This window comes from uncultured Intestinibacter sp., assembly GCF_902468165.1.
Classification (GTDB): domain Bacteria; phylum Bacillota; class Clostridia; order Peptostreptococcales; family Peptostreptococcaceae; genus Intestinibacter.
Window position 1 is genome coordinate 1 of sequence record NZ_CABQXJ010000020.1, and the last position, 19,659, is coordinate 19,659.

Below are 19,659 nucleotides of genomic sequence, written 5' to 3' on the forward strand. Positions count from 1 at the left end.
ATAAAATTTACTTTTATTTTAACTATACTAAAAAAGTATATTACCTATATTTATTATATATTTTTAATATATATATAACTATGCTAAAATTTTCATATAAACTTTAGGAAGGGGATTTTAAGGTATGAATATTTTACTCGACTTATTTTTAACCTTTGCCAGAATCGGAGGGTTAACATTTGGTGGAGGTTATGCAATGTTACCAATATTACAAAGAGAAGTTGCTGAAAATAAAAAGTGGGCAACAGAAGAAGAATTAATGGACTATTACGCTATCGGTCAATGTACGCCTGGTGTTATAGCTGTAAATGTTGCTACTTTTATAGGATATAAAATGGCTGGTTTTATAGGAGGAGTTATAGCAACTTTAGGAGTAGTAACACCATCAGTAGTAATAATTACTCTTATAGCTGCATTTTTAAGCAATTTTGCTGATTTACCAATTGTAATTCATGCATTTAATGGTGTTAGAGTTTGTGTATGTGTATTAATCTTAAATGCCATAATTAAACTTAGCAAAAAATCTGTAGTCGATAAACTTACTTTCGCAATTTTTATAGCAGTTTCACTATTATCAATAGTAACTAGTCTATCTCCTATCATTTATATTATTATTTCTGGTCTTATAGGAGCTCTAATTTATAAATTTAGGGGAGGTAAAGAGGAATGTTAACACTTTTGAGATTATTTTTCGAATTTTTTAAAACAGGTCTTTTCGCAGTAGGTGGCGGACTTGCTACAATGCCATTTTTATATAATATAAGTGAAACAACTGGTTGGTTTTCAAAAAATGATTTAACTAATATGATAGCTGTATCAGAATCTACTCCAGGACCATTAGGAGTAAATATGGCTACTTATGTAGGTTTTTCAGTATCAGGCGTAGTCGGATCAATAGTTGCTACTTTGGGATTAATTTGTCCAGCATTAGTTATTATAGTTATTATTTCTAAATTCTTAAAGAAGTTCAAACAAAATCCATATGTAGAGGCTGTTTTTCATACAATAAGACCAACTTCGACTGGTCTAATAGTAGGTGCTTGCTGGGGCGTTGTAGAAATAACTATGTTTTATTTAGATAAATATAATATTACATCCAAATTTGTCGATTTATTTAACTTTAAATCAATTATTTTTGCATTTATTTTATTCTTCTTAATAAAATATACAAATAAACATCCAGTTATATATATTGCTTTATCAGCAGTAGTTGGTATTTTATTATCATTTTAAATTTTTGCAAAACAAAAAGAGGCTATTATATAGCCTCTTTTTGTGTTGACGAGAAATTTTTAATTTAACATCATTAATTAAAATTTATATAAATTTCTAAATTAATGACCTATATTCAATATAGTAGCATATTTTGCTACATTATTTAAGGGGAAAAAATAAATTTGTTCCCCTTAAATATCTTTTATATTTTAACATACTTTTATACTTGATTTCCACATTATTTTTTAAAAAGTGAGTTTTGCTATCTCAACAGAGCTTTTTGCGTCTTTTGCATAGTAGTCTGCATTTATTTTTTTTGCATATTCTTCTGTTAAAACTGCACCCCCAACTATAACCTTTGCATCAATGCCAGCATCTTTTATAGCTTGTATTGTATCCTTCATATTCTGTACAGTTGTTGTCATTAGGGCGCTTAATCCGATTAGCTTTATGTTTTGTTTTTTAGCAGTTTCTACTACTGTCTCAATTGGAACATCTTTTCCTAAATCGATAACTTCATATCCATAATTTTCTAGCATGATTTTTACGATATTTTTACCGATATCATGTATATCGCCTTTTACTGTAGCAATTATTATTTTACCTTTTGTTCCATTTGTATTATCAATATTAGCATTTAACTTATCTTTTATGATGTTTAATGCTACTTTTATTGTTTCTGCTGCTTGAATCATTTGAGGTAAGAATATTTCTCCTTTGTCATATTTTACTCCAATTTTATCAAGAGCAGGTATTAACATTTCGTCTAAAATATAATGTCCATCATATTCTTCAAGCAACTTATATGTTAATTCTTTCGTTTCTTCTTTTAATCCTCTTTCAACTAACATATCTAAAGACATATCTTTTTGGTTATTGTTAGATGTTTTGTTGATTGATATAGTTGTATTATCCATATATTTTTCTATATATTTTTCGCAACCTTTGTCTATATTGTTTATCACTCTATATGCATACATAGATTCCATCATAACAGGTTCTGATGTATTTATTATCGCTAAATCAAGCCCAGCACCTAGTGCTAAATTTAAAAATGTTGAGTTTAGTGCTTTTCTATTTGGAACTCCAAATGATATATTAGAAACCCCTAAAATAGTTTTACAACCTAGGTTTTCTTTTACCATTCTAATAGCTTTTATAGTTTCCATAGCTTCTTCTTGTTGTGCTGATACTGTTAAAGATAAACAGTCTATAAATATATCTTGTCTTCTTATTCCATAACTTTCTGCTCTTTCAACAATTTTTTTAGCTATTTCAAATCTTCCTTCTGCTGTTTTAGGTATTCCAGCTTCATCTAATGTTAATCCTACTAAGCCAGCTCCATATTTTTGTGCAAGAGGAAGTATTTTATTTAGTGATTCTTCTTTGCCATTTACTGAGTTTACAATTGTTCTTCCGTTATAATATCTAAGTCCTTGTTCTAATGCGTCCGCGTTAGATGAGTCAATCTGTATCGGTACGTTTATAATCTCTTGTAATGTCTTTATAACTTTTGGCATCATAGCTTTTTCGTCTATTTCAGGAAGACCTACATTCATGTTTAATATTTCAGCGCCTTCCTCAACTTGATCAAGACCTAAACTAACAACATAATCTAAATTTCCACTTATTAATGCATCTTGTAGCGGTTTTCTTCCTGTTGGATTTAATCTTTCTCCCATTACTGTTGGTCCTGTTATCTCAACAATTTTTGATGGAGAGCAAACCACACATTCTAAATTCTTTTCGATTGGTTTGACTTCTACATTTTTTATATTTTGTGATAAAGCTTTTATAAATTCAGGATTTGTACCACAACATCCACCTATAATTTTTGCACCCATTTTTACAAACTTAGATGCACCGCTTAAAAATTGTTCTGCCGTCATATCATATACAGCTTCACCACATTTGATACATGGTAAGCCTGCATTTGCTTGTACCATTACTGGTATAGTTGCTCTTGTAAGTATTTTTTCTACTATTGGTAATAATAAGTCTGGCCCTAGTGAGCAGTTAACCCCTACTGCATCTGCTCCTAATCCTTGTAATGTAACTACCATACTTTCTGGTAAACATCCTGTAAAACTTCTTCCATTTTCATCAAAAGTCATAGTACAGAAAACAGGTAGATTTGTATTTTCTTTTGCTGCTAATAAAGCCGCCTTTATTTCATATAAATCCATCATAGTTTCTATTACAATTATATCTGCACCTGATTTTTCCCCTTGAATCATTTGTCTTTTAAATATTTCATACGCTCTATCAAAACTAAGTGTTCCCATAGGCTCTAACATTTCACCAATTGGACCGATATCTAAAGCTACATATTTTTCATTGTCATTATTAACTAAAGATGCCGCTTTTTTTGCAGCTTTTACTGCTGAATCAATTACTTTTTCTAAATCATACCCTTGTGGCAGCTTTAACTCATTGCATCCAAAAGTATTAGTAGTTGCAACATTTGATCCTGCTTCATAATATTCTTTATGTATATCAACTAATATATCAGGATTTTCGTACCCAAATACTTCAGTATTTTCACCTACTTGTAGGCCTTTTTTTTGAAGCATTGTACCCATTGCTCCGTCAAATATTAATATATTATCTTGTATATATTGTCTTACTTCCACAACCATCAGCCTTTCTTCTATATTCACAGTTAAATCTATTAGAACAATTTTCACATGTTCGCTTAACTTTTGCTATTTTTTTATTTGTTATGCCAATTAATGCTACTACTGATTTTCTAGGAATCATTATTCCAGTATTGGTAACTGTTACACCAATTCTTTTATGTGCATCTAATACTTGTAATATGTCTTTATTAGCACTTATATCTAAATCCCCATATCCAGGGCTATATCTCATAGTAAGAGATTTACCCTCCTTAGACATTTGTTGAAGTATATTATCCTGTATTAAATCACAAATCTCTTCAATTGAAGTCGTAGCACATGCATCTACTATAATTCCTTTTGTAAGGTCATTATAGCTATATCTTCGTATATTTTTTTCGATATTAAATCCAAGAGTCGCACACATCAATACACATTTATCACAATCCTTAAGCAATTCACTTACATCTTTACTTTTTAATATTAAGTTTGTATTTTTAAATTCAATTGTATTTAAATCTAAATCATTTTTTATATCATATATTTCATAAATATATTTTGTATCAATCTCTTTTTTTGTTTCTTTAATACATTCATTTATTCTAAGATTTAAATCTGAATCAATTTCTTGACCATTGTGACCTAAATATCTAAGTACCTCTAATTTGTCTAATGATACATTAGATATTATATTTTCTTGACTTCCTATCATTTTTTATTTCTCCATATACATATTGATATATTTTTTCCAAACTTTGTATTATTTATTTTAAATATTCTAATTATTCACCATATATATTTAGTGAGAATCCTTGTTCTAACACATATTTAGCATATTCTTTTGCACCAAATAATGATAAATCTCTATAGTTTCCACATTCAACAGAAGTCGCAGCTATCATCTTGTCAGCTTTTAAAACTTTTTCTAATGCTCTTTCTAGCCCTTCTTTTATTGTTTTTGCATCGACATCTCCCCACATTACTAAATAGAAACCTGTTCTGCATCCCATTGGAGATAAATCTATAACATCATCTAATTCTTCTCTTAAATATGTTGCTAATAAATGTTCTAATCCATGCATAGCAGCTGTTCCGAAAGCTTCTTTATTTGGTTGTAAAAATCTTAAATCAAATTTACTTACCTTATCCCCCATTTTACCTTCTAATACACAGCATTTTCTCACAAAAGGTGCTTTTACCTTATTATGATCTAATTTAAAACTTTCTACTTTTTCCATTTGAATCTCTCCTTTTTTATAGTTTTTAATATAGAAAAACGCCTAAAGACTTTCTTTAGACGTTATAATATCCAAATATATTTAAATTATATATTAATTACCGTTTTTTGTAAATAAAACTGGTATTTCAATACTAATTTACACTATCTTTAAAACCTGATCTACTTCATGCATTTCTTTATCATCCATCTTAGGTTTATTTTTGATATACCATTCGTATGTTTTTCTGAGCCCCTTTTCTAGCATTATATTAGGTATATAGAGACCATGGTCTATCAATTTTTCAATTTCTAGCACGCAACTAGTATTTTTAAATGGAAAATAACTTCTTTCTTTTATCTTTATTTTATCCGAATCTACATATTTTATTATAGGTTCTTTTCCGACTACTTCGCCACATGTTTCTATTAGTTTCTTCCACGTGATACGTTGAGGAGTTGCAACATTATATACTTCTCTAACTTTATCATTTTTTATCAAACTATATAAAACCCTTACGAAATCATCTATATATATAAATTGATTTACTACAGGTTCATTTTTATCACTAGGTACTGGAATAGCCTTCCCTTCTCTTATTCTATCAAAAAAATAAGTCTCCCTATATAAATTATTTTCTGGTCCATAAATGTGAGTTGGTCTTATTATTATGTAAGGTATATCACTATTTATAATATAACTTTCTGCTTGTACTTTTTCAATTCCATACTGACCCCAGGCAGGATTAATCCCTTTTTCATCATCTTCTGATATATATTTTTCTGATTTTTTATATACTGCGGAAGAAGACAGTACAACATATTTTTTTAAGTTTTTTCGATTTACAAATTTAAATAAGTCCTCTATTTCTGATTTAAAAAATGCTGTCATATCATAAATATATGTGTATTCATTTCCATTTAAGGCATTTTCTAATTCATCTAAATTCTTTCTATCACACAATAAATGTTTATTTACACCTTCATAATCAATACTTCCAGTTGTCAAAACATCAACCTTATGTCTATGTTTTATAAAATATTTAGCAAGTGATTTGCCAATAAAATCGCTTCCTCCCATAATTAAAACTGACTCCATTTTTTATTCCCCCCTTATGGATAAAAATTTATTGAGTTTAAAAGTAACGCCACTTTAATAATACCATATATTGTAATATTTTTATTGTATTATTAAAATTATCTGTGTATTTTTTTTAGAAAAATGCACAATTTCTTTCACTATAATTTACATTCATTTAAATAGTTATTTATTTTTATTTAACTTTTATATAAAAATAGCAAAAAGGGCGCTACATTTTACGCCCTTCTTAATACTATTTTATCTTTATTTTTCAAGTCTATTAAATTTTGTCTAATTTATTTCTTTAATACTACTAATCCTTTTTCTAGTCGAGTCTTAATAGAATAATTGCATAAGTCTAAATTTAAAATTACTATTTGTTTAAAGTACGTTTTAAGAATTCACGAGTTCTCTCTTGCACAGGATTATTAAATATTTGTTCTGGACTTCCTTCTTCAGCTATTACTCCTTTATCCATAAATACGACTCTATCAGAGACCTCTTTTGCAAATCCCATTTCATGAGTAACAACTAACATTGTAAGACCCGAATCAGCTAATTCTTTCATTACTTTTAAAACTTCTCCTACCATTTCTGGGTCAAGCGCAGAAGTCGGCTCATCAAATAGTATAACATCAGGTTCCATAGATAAAGCTCTTGCAATGGCAACACGTTGCTTTTGTCCACCTGACAATTGCTTTGGTTTAGCATTTATAAATTGCTCCATACCAACTATTTTTAAATATTTCATAGCTACTTCTTCTGCTTCTTGTTTTGAGCGTTTTAATACTTTAATTTGTCCAACAGTGCAATTTCCTAAAACATTATGATTATTAAATAAATTAAATTGTTGGAATACCATTCCTAACTTTGTACGGTATTTATAGATGTCGTGTTTTTCGTCTAATATATTTTCTCCGTTATATATTATCTCTCCACCACTTGGTATTTCTAATAAATTGATACAACGAAGAAGTGTTGATTTTCCTGAACCAGAAGAACCTATTATACAAACAACTTCACCCTTTTCAACAGAAAAATCTATATCTTTTAAAACTTCATGCGTTCCAAAAGATTTATTTAAATGTTTAACTTCAATTACATTTTCCATATTATTTCCTCCACTATTTATTATGCTTTGTTTAATGCATCTTCAGGTTTTTGAACTTGCATCTGATTTCCTGTCATATTGTAATTTTCAGGTCCATCTAATTTCTTTTCTACAAAACGTAATATTCTCGTGATAGTAAATGTCATTATGAAATAAACTATACATGTTATGAAGAATGATTCAAAATATCTGAAGTTATTTCCTGCAATTGATTTTGTTGTAAAGTAAAGTTCTGTTACACCTATAACATTAAGTACTGATGTATCTTTTATGTTGATTACAAATTCATTACCTGTAGCTGGTAATATATTTCTTATAACTTGAGGTAATACTACATTTATCATTGTTTGGATGTGATTCATACCAATAGCCTGTGCAGCCTCAAATTGCCCCTTATCTATAGATATAATTCCTCCACGAACTATCTCTGCCATATATGCCCCTGTATTTATAGAAACTATAAATATTGCTGCGAAAGTTCTATCCATATCAATTCCAAAAGCTAAATCAGAACCATAATAAATAACCATAGCTTGAACTATCATTGGCGTTCCTCTGAAAAATTCAACATATGCATTTAATATTGCATTTATTATTGTTAAAAATACCTTTTTAGCCCCTTTGTCTCCCTTTGGTATAGTTCTTACAACACCTATCAACATACCAATTATAGAACCTATCACAGTACCTATTAAAGATATATATAATGTCATTTCTGCACCAGTTAAAAAACTTTTCCAGTTTTGAGATGCAATTTGTATAATCCACTCCGAACTCATATTTTTCCCCCTTAATCACATCTAAAGACCGACTGCATTTCTACAACCGGTCTTTACTAAAATTTTTACTAGTTATTTTGATGCTGGTTGATTTTTTATTGCTTGATCCATTAAATCTTTACGTTCATCTTCTGATATTCCTGCTAGTATTTTATTTATTTTGTCTTTTAAAGGACTATCTTTTGCTAAACCTACAGCTATAGCTGTATCTTCAGCAGAAGTTTTAAAACCTTGACCTTTAGCAAATTCAACCATAGCAAAGTTATCATTTGCTGCTGTAGCGCTTACACCTTCTGGACGTTCAGATACATATCCATCTATTTTTCCTGATTCTAATGCTACCCTCATTGCTGGGAAATTATCCATAGCAGTATCTTTTTTAGCACCTTCAATTTGATCAATTACCGTATAGTGGAAAGTGTTTAATTGTCCTGTTATAGTAGCACCTTTAAAATCACTTAATTTTGTTGCATTTTCATATTTTCCACCTTTTTTTACAACCATAACTAAGTCAGAAGTATAATATACATCTGTAAAATCTATAGTTTTTTTACGTTCAGCAGTTGGAGACATACCAGCAATTATTGCGTCTATCTTTCCTGATTGTACTGCTGGAACTAATCCATCCCATTCAGTTTTAACTATAACTAATTTTTTTCCTAATCCATCAGCTATTTTTTGAGCTATTTGAACATCATATCCACCTGCATATTCATCATTTCCTTGGATTTTTACCCCTCCATTTGAGTCATCAGATTGAGTCCAGTTAAATGGAGCATAACCACATTCCATACCTACTCTAAATTCATCATCACTGTTTGAACTAGATGAACCACTCGAAGCATTAGATGATGCATTATTTGATGAACTACATCCTGTTAACATCATTGCTAATGACATTACCATTACTAATAATAACGATATTCTTTTTTTCATAAAAAATTCCCCCTTTTGTTTATCCGCCGAATTTTAATAAATTTTAAAATATATCTCAAAGAATCCTCTCATCAAACTTTACAAATCTTATCTTCCTCAACTCAATAGTAAATATTTATGAAACCACTCTTAAAATAATCCCTCTTCTGAATTATTTTTCCACTATATTCCATTTATTAAAATTACTAAAATTCTAGCACTATGGCGAATTTTTTTCAATATTATAAACCAAATTTTTTAAACTTTAGTTTTTGTATAACTGAAGTTTTAATTTTATTTTTTTTTAATTGTTCATTATTTTAAATTAGTCGTCTAATTTAGATTTTTTGCTAAAAATTTTTAATTATCTTTTTCTTATATATTCGCAATTTATCTGCTTATATTGACAAAATAAGTCATATATTTATAGAATAAAATTTATAAATTCATTTTAGGAGGTGGTAGTATTAATTTTTATATTATAGCTATATTTTTATTAGCTAGTATATTTTTCATTAAACCAATAAAGAAAAATATACTTACATTATCTTTTTTGCCATCTTCATTAAATATGTTTAATGGCAATCCAAATTCAAATACACTTAAAGTTAAAAGTATTGAAATTATTATAAATTATATATTTGCAGCTATAATAAATTTAATAGATTTCTTCTTATTATTTATAAGTTGGATTCCATCTTTAAGAAAATTATTAGATTATATGTATAGAAATGCAGATATTCTTGAGAAACAATTTCCATTTTTATTTGGTGGTTCAAAGGGTCATAGAAATTTTATTACACATTCAGTTTTTAATCCTGTATTTTTGATTTATGTGTTTATATCCTCAAAACTATGTATAATGTTTGAATTAACACCTTTAAATAATATACTACGTCCATTATTATTTATAATTGGGATGTGTTTTGTTTGCCATTTATTGTGTGATACTATGCCAAAACACTGGAAAGGTTTTGCAAATATAAAAATTTATTTATTTATACATTTGCTTACGTTTTCCCCTATAACGTCCAAAGCATGGCTGTATATAGGTTCATTCCTATCTTTTTCATTATTATGCAAAATGATTATTTTTATTTAATTCTAATTCAATCAAAAATTTCCTTTTTTTGTGTGGTGTTTTTTTTATAAAAAAGTAATATTATATTAATGATGACTTTTTAAATTTAAAATTTTATATTTACACAAGAAAGGATTTATACAAATGGAAAACAATAAGTTACAAAAGAACTTAGGATTCGCTGCTGCTTTATCAACTGTTGTTGGTATGGTAATCGGTGGTGGTGTATTCTTCAAACCACAAGCTGTATACACTTTAACTGGTGGAGCACCTGGATTAGGTATGATAGCTTGGGTTATAGCAGGTGTTATGACAATAGCTGCTGGTCTTACTGCTGCTGAAATATCTGCGGCTATACCAAAAACTGGTGGTATGATGGTTTACATCGAAGAAATATACAGTAAAAAATTAGGATTCTTAACAGGATGGATGCAAGCGGTTTTATTCTTCCCTGCAACTATAGCTGCTTTAGCTGTTATGTTTGGACAACAAAGTGCAGGATTAATAGGAAATAATGCATTAGTATTACCTATAACTATAGGTGTTATATTATTTATATCTGTTTTAAACTCTTTAGGTTCTAAAACTGGTGGGTTTATACAAACATTTGCAACAATAGGTAAATTAATACCTCTTGCTTTAATAATAGTTTTCGGATTTATTAAAGGAAGCGGGGATAACGCTATATTAACTCCAATGGTTGGAGAAGGTGTTTCAACTGGTGGTGTTATCGGTTCTTTATTAGTTGCTATATTATTCGCTTATGATGGTTGGATAAACGTTGGTGCTATAGCTGGTGAAATGAAAAACCCAGGAAAAGACTTACCTAAAGCAATCGTAGGTGGTTTATCTTTAGTTATGGCTGTTTATTTATTAATAAACGTTGCTTACTTATGGGTATTACCTGCTAACGAATTAGCTCAATATTCTTCTCCTGCATCAGCAGTTGCAGAAGCTATATTTGGACCATTCGGTGGTAAATTCATAACTGTTGGTATATTAATATCTGTATTCGGTGCTTTAAACGGATACTTATTAACTGGACCAAGAATATTATTCACTTTAGGTGCACAAAAATCTTTACCATGTAGTGATTTCTTCGGAAAAATAAACAAAAATGGTGTTCCTGCTAACGCTACTTTAACAATGGGTGTAGTATCTGTATTATATGCTTTAACAGGACAATTCAACTTATTAACAGACTTATCAATGTTTGCTGTATGGTCATTCTACGTATTAACATTCATAGGTGTGTTCAAATTAAGAAAAGATCAACCTAACTTAGAGAGACCTTACAAAGTGCCTCTATATCCATTCATACCAATGGTGGCTATAGCTGGTGGATTATTCGTTGTTGTGAGCCAATTATTATTATCTGGTTTAACAAATACAATGATATCACTTGGTGGTGTTGTTATAACATTAATAGGTTTACCTGTATACAACGCTGTACAAAAATCAAACAATAAAGATAATCGTGATGATTTAGCTGCATAATCAAATTGTAGTTATTGATTCAATTAGATAAACTCCAGGCAAAATGCCTGGAGTTTTTTTATATTCTAATTTGATATTTTAAACTAAAATTTATTTTTAAGAAAACGCTTGCATACAAGTCGCAAACATGTTATTATTAATTACAAGATATGGAAATTAAATTTATAAATTAAATAAAAGTTAATTTTAGAATTAAAGATATATTGTTATATTTTTTTATATTTTTATGTTAAATTTTTATTCACATTCTATATTGTGTAAAATAAAATTTAGCTTAATTATATAATACTTTTTTTAAACGATATCAAGAAAACGTTTTTAAGTTATTGAAGTGGATATTTTATTCATACGCAATCGTTAATTTTATATCATTCCAATTCTAAAATCTTACTAATTTAAGTATTAATCAATCCATACAAAATACAAACTATCAATTCTTTAATAATAGGGGGACAAAATGGAAACAGCAAAACAAATCAACTATAACCGTGCCAAGACATGGCAAATAGGGTGCTTTGCATTCAACAATACAGCAACAAATGTAATAATGCTTTTAATGGGGTATGTTTCTTATTATGCAACAGGTGTTGTAGGATTATCAGTAGTATTAGTATCATCACTTCTAACATCAATGCGTATGTTTGATGCTATCACAGACCCAATAATAGGATTTATAATTGATAAGACAAACGGTAAATTTGGTAAATTTAGACCTATGATACTTATAGGTTATTCTATAATGGCAGTAAGTATATTGACAATGTATAATACTCTACACTTATTCCCAGAAAATCTAAAAATGATTGGGTTTATAGTATTTTACGCTCTATATATAATCGGATATACGTTCCAAACAGCTTGTACTAAGGCTGGACAAGCTTGTTTAACAAATGATCCATCTCAAAGACCTTTATTCACTAGATTCGACAGTATTTATAACTTATTTATATTTGCAGCTGGTGCTCAATACGCATCTGGATATATAGCTCCTAAATATGGTGGATTTACATTCCAAGCAATGCAAGAATTCTCACTAACATTTATATTAATATCAGGTGTATTAACTGCATTAGCAATTACAGGTATATGGTCTAAAGATAGAATAGAGTTCTTTGGTACTGGTAAAAAAGCTCCTAAAGTTAAATTTAGAGATTATGTAAGTGTTTTAAAAGGAAATCGTCCATTACAAATGCTTGTTGTATCTGCAGCTACTGATAAATTAGCAATACAAGCAGGTAATAACTCAACTGTTATGGTAATGTTATATGGTATAGTAATGGGTAACTATGGACTATATGGTAAAATGTCTATGATAACAATGATTCCATCATTTATAATGATATTAATCGGAACAAAATATGCTTCTAAATTTGGTTCTAAAAAAGCATTAGTTAGATTTACATGGTTATGTATCTTAACTTATATAGGTGCATTTGCTTTACTAGTATTCGGAGATCCAACTCAAATCTCTCTAGATAACTTCGGAATGATGACTGTTTTATGGATAACTTTAGTGTGCTTAGGTAAAGGATTCGGTTCAATATCTGGTGGTATAGTTATACCTATGATAGCTGACTGTGCAGATTATGAAACTTATTTAACAGGAAGATATGTACCTGGTATGATGGGAACTTTATTCTCATTCGTTGATAAAATGATATCATCCTTTGGTACAACTATAGTTGGTCTTGCTGTTGCATATATAGGATATACTTCTGCAATGCCTCAAGTTGGAGATGCTTATACTCCTGGTGTATTCTGGGTGACAGTTGGATTATACATAGGAATGCCAATGTTAGGATGGATTGCTTCACTAATAGCTATGAAATTCTATGAATTAGATGATGAAAAAATGAAAGAAGTACAAGAAAAAATAGCTGAAATAAAATTAGCTGCTAAAGAGGAATACGAAGCTTTAGCATAAAAATTTTAATAAAAAAGGGAGTGTTGCAAAATAGTATAAAAACTATTTTTCAATACTCCCTTTCTTTTAGTTTTATAATAAACTCTCTTTTTTTTAATCTATTCTGTGTACATTATATATTATTAAGCTACTGTTTCCTCTTTATTTGACTCTTCTAAAGCTTTTTTCTCTTTATGTTTAGCTATCATATCTATTACTCTATCTACTAATAATCCATTTACTATTACAGCTATTAATGAATAGAATCCTTTGTTTAGTCCGAAAGTAAATGCACCAGCTACAACAACGAATAAATCTACCATTAATAAAGCTATTCCTATATTAAAGTTTGTATATTTATTTAATATTTTAGCTAATATATCAGTTCCACCCGTAGATGCATTTATTGAAAATGCTATTGCAAGACCTGTTCCTATTATTAAAGTCCCACATAAAGCTGCTAAAGCTAAATTAGTTGTTAATGCATAACTATGCATTACTTTTTCCATAAAGTCCATTACAAATGATAATGCAAAACTTGCGTATATAGTTTTTGCACCAAAGTCGCTACCAATTAATAAAAACGCTATTGCAAATAATATTAAATTACCTAAAAATACTAGAGTTCCTATTGATAGTGCTGGTACATAATGATTTATAACTAATGATAAACCACTTAACCCGCCTCCTGCTATATCGTTAGGTGAGTAAAAATATTGAAGCCCAAAAGCAACTAATATTACACCAACTGTCACTATAAAATACTCTTTTATAGCTTTTGCTATGTCATATTTCTTCATAACTATATTCTCCCTTTTTGTTGTCTAAATTTATATAATTTAATGCATACAATATATGATAACAAATTAAATTGTTTTTTCATAGTTATATTTTTTTGTAGAACTTACAAATTTTAAAATCTCATGAATATAATAATAAATTATATAGTTATACAAATAAAATCATTTAATTTAACTATGGTTTCGAGTTTAAACATAAAAAAATCCAAATCTAAGATATAATATCTGATTTGGATTTTTTATATTAATATTTATTTTTACAAATAAATTATATTAAATTTTCTTTAGCATATGCTAATCTTTTTAAGCAAAGATCTTTACCTAATATAACCATAGTTTTAGCTAAATCTCCACCGTGCATTTGCCCTGTAAGAGGTATTCTAGTACCCATGTATAGGTTTTTACCTTTTATTTTGTATTCTTTTTGGATAGATTTTAATATAGCTTGTACTGTTTCTTCAGTTAAAACATCTACTTCTGATATTTTTTCTTCTAAAGCATTAACTAAAGTAGGTATGTGTTCCATTTTTAAGAATTCTGCACCTTCTTCAGTTTCAACTTCTACTTTATCTCCAAAGAATATTGATATATGGTCAGTTATTTCTTTTACAAAGTGTAATTTTTCTTTTAATAAAGATACTATTGATTTTAAGAAGTCGTATTTTTCTTCAGCTTCTTCAGCAGTTACATATCCAGCTTCAACGATGAATGGTATAGCTAATTTAGTTAAAACATCATCATCTCCATCTTTCATGTAGTGTTGGTTGACCCAGTTTAATTTTTCTGTGTCAAATACTCCACCACTTTTTGAAACTCTTTCTATAGAGAATGCTTGTTCTAATTCTTCCATAGAGAATATTTCTTTGTTTTCTTCTGGAGACCAACCAACTAATGCAACATAGTTAACTAATCCTTCTGGTAAGTATCCTTTTTTCTTGAAGTCTTCTACTGCAACGTCACCATGTCTCTTACTTAATTTTTTCTTTTCTTTATTAAGTATGTTTGGTAAGTGAACGAATTTTGGAGCTTCCCATCCGAATGCTTCGTATAAGTAAACGTGTTTTGGAGTTGAAGAAACCCATTCTTCCCCTCTTATTACGTGAGTTATTTTCATTAGATGGTCATCAACTACAACTGCAAAGTGGTAAGTTGGGAATCCATCAGTTTTTATTAATACTTGATCATCTAAGTCGTTAGTGTTGAATTCAGTTTCTCCTCTAACTAAATCTGTAAATCTTATTACGTGATTTTCTGGTAATTTTAATCTTATTACATATGGTTCACCAGCAGCTATTTTAGCGTCTATTTCTTCTTGAGTTAAATCTCTACAGTGACCATCGTATCTTGGAGTTTCACCAGCTTCTTTTTGTTTTTCTCTTACTTCGTCTAATCTTTCTTTTGTACAGAAGCAGTAGTATGCTTTTCCGCTATCTAATAATTCTTTTATATATTGTTGGTATATATCTAATCTTTCTGATTGTATGTATGGTCCATATTCACCTTTTTGAACTACGTTTCCGTTTTCGTCTAACATAACACCTTCGTCATGGTTAACGCCAGCCCATTTCATAGCATTTAGCATGTTTTCTATAGCACCATCAACTAATCTAGTTCTATCAGTATCTTCTACTCTTAATATATATTTTCCGCCCATTTTTTTAGCAAATAAGTAGTTGTATAAAGCAGTTCTTAAACTACCTATATGAACAAATCCAGTTGGACTTGGAGCAAATCTTACTCTTACTTCACTCATGTTTTACCTCCTATTTTTAAGTGATAATAGTTTTATGATCTACTATCATTTTTAGTAATATTATTTATAATTTATACTTTATCTATTATAAAGCTCAATCCCTATATTATAAAGTAATTGAGCTTTATTTTTTAGATTAATTTATCCTAATTTTACGTTGTTTTTAACAAATTCAGCTTTTACTCTGTCTAATACTTCATCAACAGATATTATTTCTTTGTCAGCTTCTTTTCTTAATTTGAACTCAACTTTTCCGTCTACTATATCTTTACCAACAGTAATTCTCATTGGTATACCTAATAAATCAGAGTCTTTAAATTTGAATCCAGCTCTTTCATTTCTGTCGTCTAATAATACTTCTACACCAGCTGCTTGTAATTCATTGTATATTTTTTCAGCGTTTTCTAAGTGTTCTTCTTTCTTAACGTTAACTGGAACAACAACTACATGGTATGGAGCTAATGCTAATGGCCATATTATTCCGTTTTCGTCATGATGTTGTTCTATTACAGCTGCAACAGTTCTTTCAACACCTATTCCGTAGCATCCCATTATCATTGGTTGAGATTTACCGTTTTGGTCTAAGAAAGTAGCTCCCATAGCTTCAGAATATTTAGTTCCTAATTTGAATATGTGTCCAACTTCAACACCTCTCATTATTTCAAGAGATTCACCACATTTTGGACATTTATCTCCTTCTTGAACATTTCTGAAATCACCAACTTGCCCTTCGAAATCTCTACCGAAGTTAGCATTTTGTATATGGTAACCAGTTTTGTTAGCACCGATTATAACATTTCTTTGATCAACTACTTCTTGGTCTATGAATAAGTAATCAGTTTTTATTCCTATTGGTCCAGCAAATCCAACTTCTGCACCAGTAACTGTTTTTATTGTGTCTTCGCTTGCAAGTTCAAACTCAACAGCTCCACCTATAGCATTAGCAACTTTAGTTTCGTTAACATCTCTGTCTCCTCTAACAACTACTGCTACTGTTTTTCCGTCTGCATAGTATATTAATGTTTTTGCAAATTGTCCAGCTTCCATTTTGAAGAAGTCTTGTAATTCTTCTATTGTGTGAACATTTGGAGTTTCTATTTCACTCATTTCTTTCATTTCTTCAGTTGATGCTTCGTGGTTAACTGAAGTAGCTTTTTCTATATTTGCTGCATAATCGCATCCACTACAGAATACTATTTCATCTTCACCAACTTCTGATTTAACCATGAATTCTGCAGATGCAGAACCACCCATAGCACCAGAGTCTGCTTGAACTGGACTGTTGTCTAATTCACATCTAGCAAATATTCTAGTGTATGCATCAAACATATCGTTGTATGATTTATCTAATCCTTCTTGGTCAGCATCAAAGCTGTAAGCATCTTTCATTGTGAAGTTTCTAGTTCTCATAACACCAAATCTTGGTCTTCTTTCATCTCTGAATTTAGTTTCGATTTGGTATAAGTTAAGAGGAAGTTGTTTGTATGAAGTTATTTCATTTCTTACTATGTGTGTGAAAGTTTCTTCATGTGTTGGTCCAAGACAGTAATCTCTACCATTTCTGTCTTTTAATCTGAACATTTCAGGACCCATAACATCCCATCTTCCTGATTCTTGCCATAACTCAGCAGGAACTAATAGTGCACATGATATTTCTTGTGCCCCTTTAGCGTTCATTTCTTCTCTTATTATATCTTCTACTTTTCTGAAGACTCTTATACCCATTGGTAATTGGTTGTAAATTCCTGATGCCATTTTTCTTATCATACCAGCTCTAAGCATTAACTGATGACTTGTTATCTCTGCATCAGATGGTATTTCTTTTAATGTTGGCATTAACATTTTTGACATTCTCATCTCTGATTATTCCTCCTTAAGTTTTTTCTGTATTAAAAAAACCCTTCATCTCTATAAAAAGAGACGAAAGGTTATATTTCCGCGGTACCACTCTAATTAGCTTACAATAAGAAGCTCTCTCATGGGGATATAACGGTCCCTACCGTAAAAACTTTTTACCGTTTTTATGCTAAAAGACTGGTTCAAAAACATCATCATAGGAACTCTCACCAACGCTCCCTCTCTGTAAAGACTCAAATTTTCTACTATTTCTTAATCATTGCTTTTGTTATATTTTAATGATTTTCATAATCTATTTTATAATATATTATTTATTATTTATTGTCAACTTTAATTAAAGAACAGATTGACTGGCATGATATTCCTTGTTTGTTCCCCGTGAAACCAAGTCCTTCTTCTGTTGTTGCCTTTATGCTTACACAGTCAATATCTATATTCATAGCCTTTGATACATTTTCTCTCATCTTTAAGATATGTGGAGCCATTTTAGGTGCTTGTGCAACAATTATACTGTCTATATTGTTTACTTTATAACCTTTACTTTCTATTAAATTATTTACAAATTCTAATAACTTTATACTATCTGCTCCCTTATATTTTGGATCTGTATCTGGGAAGTGCTTACCAATATCGCCTAAAGCTAATGCCCCTAAGATAGAATCCATCATTGCATGTACTAATACATCAGCATCAGAATGTCCTAAAAGACCTTTATCATGCTCTATCTCTACACCACCTAATATCAATTTTCTATTTTCAACTAATTTGTGAACGTCATATCCTATTCCAACTCTCATATTACCCTCCTATAATTTTAGAATTATTATTTAAAATTAATAAATTCTAAAACTTTTTATATGTATTTTTATTTAGTTTATAAGTTTAAATATTTAAATTAAAAAGCAACGTATTATGATAAATTTACTTGTCCCCTTCTATATTGTGTGAATTATTCCCTCAATTAAAGACCCTTCTATCATTATACGTTGCACCTATCTAAAAATAAGCCGTATAAACTTCTATATATTATTTAAATTATATTTCAAATTATTATACTATTTTTTTGATTCTTTTTCCCATTTTTGATTTTTTTCTTAAGTCTAATATTTGTTCTGCTACATTGATATCTTCTGGATTTGTTATTTTTATATTTTCATAAGAACCTAAAACCATAGTAACTTCTTGACCTAAAAATTCTACTAACATTGAATCATCTGTTCCATAAAAATTCTTTTCATATGCATTTTCATATGCTCTAAGTATTAAATTTTTATCGAAAGTCTGTGGTGTTTGTGCTGACCATAGAGTTTCTCTAGCTGGTGTACTTTTAACAACTCCATTTTCAACTACTTTTATTGTGTCTCTAACTGGTACACCTACTACAGCTGCCTTTTTTTGCTTAGCAACTTCTATAGTTTCATTTATTATTGCATGACTTACGAATGGTCTAGCTCCATCATGTATTAAAACAATATTACTATTTGAATCTAGTTGCTTTAATCCATTATAAATAGAATCTTGTCGTTCTTTACCACCATATGCTATTTTTATATTTCTAAAATCATATTTATCTAATATTTCATGCTCAAAAAAATATGCCTCTTCTTCTCTTATACAGACAATTATCTCGTCTATATTTTCATTGCTATAGAAAACATCTATCGTATGAGCTATCATTTCTTTTTCGTCTAATTTTATATATTGCTTATTTATGTCTAGATTCATTCGTCTTCCGCTTCCTGCAGCAACAATAACAACACTATTCATAATTTCACCTCTTGAATTTTCATTTTCCACGCGTTATAAAAGGACCTCTTCACTTACAGGTCTTAA

The 19,659-nt window shown here is 29.5% G+C and carries 16 protein-coding genes and 1 other annotated feature; of the genes, 4 read left to right on the forward strand and 12 right to left on the reverse strand.

Annotated elements, in window-relative coordinates:
• The first annotated feature begins 124 nt into the window (after positions 1-124).
• Positions 125-673, forward strand: a complete 549-nt coding sequence (locus RDX53_RS05445) for a chromate transporter (protein ID WP_195931337.1) — start codon at positions 125-127, stop codon at positions 671-673.
• Entirely contained in the window at positions 667-1,233 is a 567-nt protein-coding gene (locus tag RDX53_RS05450; protein WP_195931338.1) for a chromate transporter, read from the forward strand. Before RDX53_RS05445 ends, RDX53_RS05450 begins: the two co-directional genes overlap by 7 nt.
• Before the next feature lie 227 nt (positions 1,234-1,460).
• Here RDX53_RS05450 and RDX53_RS05455 read toward each other — a convergent pair whose 3' ends face one another.
• From RDX53_RS05455 to RDX53_RS05485, 7 genes are all read right to left on the reverse strand, one after another.
• Positions 1,461-3,854 (reverse strand): homocysteine S-methyltransferase family protein, encoded by a 2,394-nt coding sequence (locus tag RDX53_RS05455; protein WP_195931339.1) that lies wholly within the window; start codon positions 3,852-3,854, stop codon positions 1,461-1,463.
• Entirely contained in the window at positions 3,820-4,545 is a 726-nt protein-coding gene (locus tag RDX53_RS05460; protein ID WP_195931340.1) for a vitamin B12 dependent-methionine synthase activation domain-containing protein, read from the reverse strand. Before RDX53_RS05460 ends, RDX53_RS05455 begins: the two co-directional genes overlap by 35 nt.
• A gap of 70 nt (positions 4,546-4,615) precedes the next feature.
• Positions 4,616-5,071, reverse strand: coding sequence for an S-ribosylhomocysteine lyase (locus RDX53_RS05465; protein ID WP_195931341.1), 456 nt, complete (start codon positions 5,069-5,071; stop codon positions 4,616-4,618).
• Between the two features lie 138 nt (positions 5,072-5,209).
• Positions 5,210-6,148: an NAD-dependent epimerase/dehydratase family protein gene (locus RDX53_RS05470; protein ID WP_307993823.1), complete on the reverse strand. Its 939-nt coding sequence runs from the start codon at positions 6,146-6,148 to the stop codon at positions 5,210-5,212.
• Positions 6,149-6,503: 355 nt separating this feature from the next.
• A complete protein-coding gene (locus RDX53_RS05475; RefSeq protein WP_195931343.1) occupies positions 6,504-7,241 on the reverse strand; it encodes an amino acid ABC transporter ATP-binding protein in 738 nt (245 codons plus the stop codon).
• Positions 7,242-7,261: 20 nt separating this feature from the next.
• Entirely contained in the window at positions 7,262-8,020 is a 759-nt protein-coding gene (locus RDX53_RS05480; RefSeq protein WP_195931344.1) for an amino acid ABC transporter permease, read from the reverse strand.
• A 72-nt stretch (positions 8,021-8,092) separates the two neighbouring features.
• Positions 8,093-8,956: a transporter substrate-binding domain-containing protein gene (locus RDX53_RS05485; protein ID WP_195931345.1), complete on the reverse strand. Its 864-nt coding sequence runs from the start codon at positions 8,954-8,956 to the stop codon at positions 8,093-8,095.
• A gap of 1,204 nt (positions 8,957-10,160) precedes the next feature.
• Between RDX53_RS05485 and RDX53_RS05490 the strand changes: the two genes are divergently transcribed.
• Together RDX53_RS05490 and RDX53_RS05495 are read left to right on the forward strand one after the other, a co-directional pair.
• A complete protein-coding gene (locus tag RDX53_RS05490) occupies positions 10,161-11,513 on the forward strand; it encodes an APC family permease (RefSeq protein WP_195931862.1) in 1,353 nt (450 codons plus the stop codon).
• A gap of 457 nt (positions 11,514-11,970) precedes the next feature.
• Positions 11,971-13,437: an MFS transporter gene (locus RDX53_RS05495; RefSeq protein WP_295763771.1), complete on the forward strand. Its 1,467-nt coding sequence runs from the start codon at positions 11,971-11,973 to the stop codon at positions 13,435-13,437.
• Between the two features lie 122 nt (positions 13,438-13,559).
• Here RDX53_RS05495 and RDX53_RS05500 read toward each other — a convergent pair whose 3' ends face one another.
• The 5 genes from RDX53_RS05500 to ispD all read right to left on the reverse strand — a co-directional run bounded on the left by RDX53_RS05500 (position 13,560) and on the right by ispD (position 19,593).
• Entirely contained in the window at positions 13,560-14,216 is a 657-nt protein-coding gene (locus tag RDX53_RS05500; RefSeq protein WP_307993824.1) for a YitT family protein, read from the reverse strand.
• Positions 14,217-14,484: 268 nt separating this feature from the next.
• Positions 14,485-15,969: a glutamate--tRNA ligase gene (gene gltX / locus RDX53_RS05505; protein WP_195931430.1), complete on the reverse strand. Its 1,485-nt coding sequence runs from the start codon at positions 15,967-15,969 to the stop codon at positions 14,485-14,487.
• A 141-nt stretch (positions 15,970-16,110) separates the two neighbouring features.
• Positions 16,111-17,826: a proline--tRNA ligase gene (locus RDX53_RS05510; protein WP_295733831.1), complete on the reverse strand. Its 1,716-nt coding sequence runs from the start codon at positions 17,824-17,826 to the stop codon at positions 16,111-16,113.
• 56 nt (positions 17,827-17,882) lie between these two features.
• Positions 17,883-18,095, reverse strand: a binding site (T-box leader).
• A 45-nt stretch (positions 18,096-18,140) separates the two neighbouring features.
• Positions 18,141-18,623 carry a 2-C-methyl-D-erythritol 2,4-cyclodiphosphate synthase gene (gene ispF, locus RDX53_RS05515; protein ID WP_195931432.1) on the reverse strand — a complete coding sequence of 161 codons (483 nt, stop codon included), beginning with the start codon at positions 18,621-18,623 and terminating at the stop codon, positions 18,141-18,143.
• A gap of 253 nt (positions 18,624-18,876) precedes the next feature.
• Positions 18,877-19,593, reverse strand: coding sequence for a 2-C-methyl-D-erythritol 4-phosphate cytidylyltransferase (gene ispD, locus RDX53_RS05520; protein ID WP_195931433.1), 717 nt, complete (start codon positions 19,591-19,593; stop codon positions 18,877-18,879).
• Between the last annotated feature and the right edge of the window lie 66 nt (positions 19,594-19,659).